The organism is Phenylobacterium sp. (assembly GCF_031181185.1).
In the GTDB taxonomy this organism is placed as follows: Bacteria; Pseudomonadota; Alphaproteobacteria; order Caulobacterales; family Caulobacteraceae; genus Phenylobacterium.
This window is the reverse complement of the sequence record NZ_JAPSKZ010000330.1, coordinates 1-1,693: the sequence shown is the minus strand read 5'-3', so window position 1 is coordinate 1,693 and position 1,693 is coordinate 1. Positions and strand designations below refer to the sequence as shown.

The 1,693-nt window shown below is 70.6% G+C and carries 2 protein-coding genes; one reads left to right on the top strand and one right to left on the bottom strand.

Annotated elements, in window-relative coordinates; translation table 11 throughout:
- Window positions 1-668, top strand: a 668-nt coding sequence (locus tag RIF93_RS20570) for an inositol monophosphatase family protein (protein ID WP_309093302.1), incomplete at its 5' end; no start/stop codon positions are given.
- Window positions 669-905: 237 nt separating this feature from the next.
- On the opposite strand, the gene RIF93_RS20565 is transcribed toward RIF93_RS20570, so the two are convergent.
- Window positions 906-1,693, bottom strand: a 788-nt coding sequence (locus RIF93_RS20565) for a glycine--tRNA ligase subunit beta (protein ID WP_309093301.1), incomplete at its 5' end; no start/stop codon positions are given.

Genomic DNA, 1,693 nt, shown 5'->3' with positions numbered 1-1,693 from the left:
CCGACATCAAGGCCGAGGAGACCCTGTTCGAGCTGCTGATGAAGGCGCGGCCGGGCTACGGCTTCCTCGGCGAGGAGCGGGGGATGGTCGAGGGCACGGACAAGACCCACACCTGGATCGTCGACCCGATCGACGGCACCACCAACTTCATGCACGCCATGCCGCACTTCGCCATCACCGTAGCGCTGCAGCGGACGGCGCCGGACGGCCATTCCGAGATCGTCGCCGGGGTGACCTACAACCCGGTGATGAACGAGCTGTTCTGGGCCGAGAAGGGCAAGGGCTGCTATCTGAACGACACGCGCATCCGGGTGGCGGGGCGCAAGGACCTGTCGGAGAGCCTGATCGCCACGGGGCTGCCGTTCATCGGCAAGACCGGCCATGCGCAGGCGATCAAGGACATCCACGCGGTGGGCCAGCGGGTGGCGGGCATCCGCCGCCTGGGGTCCGCGGCGCTGGACTTCGCCTGGGTCGCGGCGGGGCGGTACGACGCCTACTACGAACGCAATCTGCAGCCGTGGGACGTGGCGGCGGGCGTGCTGTTCGTGACCGAGGCGGGCGGGATCGTGACGACGATCGACCCGGACGGCGATCCGCTGGCGGGCAAGCAGATCCTGGCGTCGAACACGGACCTGCACCCGCAGCTGCGGAAGGTGCTCAGAGGATAGAGCCAGCGCTTGTCATCCCGGCCGACGCGAAGCGGAGAGCCGGGACGGCAGAGCGCGCTGAGGTGAGCCCTCCCGGAAGCTGCGTCAGCAGCTGTCCGGGAGAAGAGTCAGGCAGGGTGCGGCGGTCGACCGTCGCCCGGACAATCGCGATGCGATTTCCGGGCGGGTTTCGCATTCCAGCACACCCGTTCCGGATCGCCTGCGGCGTCCGGGATGACAAGGCGGCGGGTCCCTGCCCTAGCCGCTGATCTGGCCGAAGTCGGCCACCCGGCCCATGACGGCGCGGACCTGGCCGAGCAGCTTCAGGCGGTTGTCGCGCTCGGCGGGGACGTCGGAGTTGACCATCACCGCCTCGAAGAAGGCGTCGACGGGGGCGCGCAGGCGGGCGAGCGCCGTCATGGCCGCGGCGAAGTCCTCGGATTGCAGCGCGGCGTCGACGGCGGACGCGGCCGTGGCGACGGCGCCGATCAGGGCGGTCTCCTCGGCCGGAGCGCCGGGCAGGGCCGCGGGCTCGCCGACGGGCAGCGGGCCCTTCTTCTCCTCGGCGCGGAGGATGTTGGAGGCGCGCTTGTAGCCGGCCAGCAGATTGGCCCCGTCATCGGTGGCGAGGAAGGCTTCGAGCGCCTCGACCCGACGGACGATGCGGACGAGGTCGTCGTCGCCGAGGGCGAAGACGGCGTCGACGAGATCGTGGCGCTGGCCCTGGTCGCGCAGGAGGACCTTCAGGCGGTCGGCGAAGAAGGCGAGGAGGTCGCTGCTCGCATCTGTGCGGCCAATCCCCTCAACGCGATGCGCAAAGACATCGTCGGCTTTCCTGAAGACGTGGCTCAGTGAGAGCCGCGCCCCGTTGTCGAGCACCAGCCGGATCACCCCCAGCGCCGCCCGCCGCAGCGCGAACGGGTCCTTGGAGCCGGTCGGCTTCTCGTCGATGGCGAAGAAGCCGACGAGGGTGTCGAGCTTGTCGGCCACGGAGACGGCGACGGTCAGGGGCGCGGCCGGGACGGCGTCGGCGGGCCCCTGGGGCC